General features: G+C 57.6%; 1 protein-coding gene. It reads left to right on the plus strand.

The window, feature by feature from the left end; all coding sequences use genetic code 11:
- Positions 1-271, plus strand: a 271-nt coding sequence (locus ACTHS3_RS17900; protein ID WP_440368767.1) for a solute carrier family 23 protein, incomplete at both ends; no start/stop codon positions are given.

Raw genomic sequence — 271 nt, forward strand, 5'->3', positions numbered from 1 at the left:
GTATTGATGTTAGCGTGTCTGATTTTCTCGCCGCTGGTGCAGAGCATCCCCGGTTTCGCCACCGCGCCCGCGCTGCTCTACGTCGGTGCACAAATGCTGCGCAGCGCGCGCGAAATCGACTGGGACGATATGACCGAAGCCGCCCCCGCTTTCCTGACCATCGTGTTCATGCCGTTCACCTATTCGATTGCCGACGGCATCGCCTTTGGCTTCATCAGCTACGCCGTGATTAAACTTTTATGCAACCGCATCAAAGACGTGCCGCCTATGG

It is taken from the genome of Neisseria sp. P0009.S007 (genome assembly GCF_051962515.1).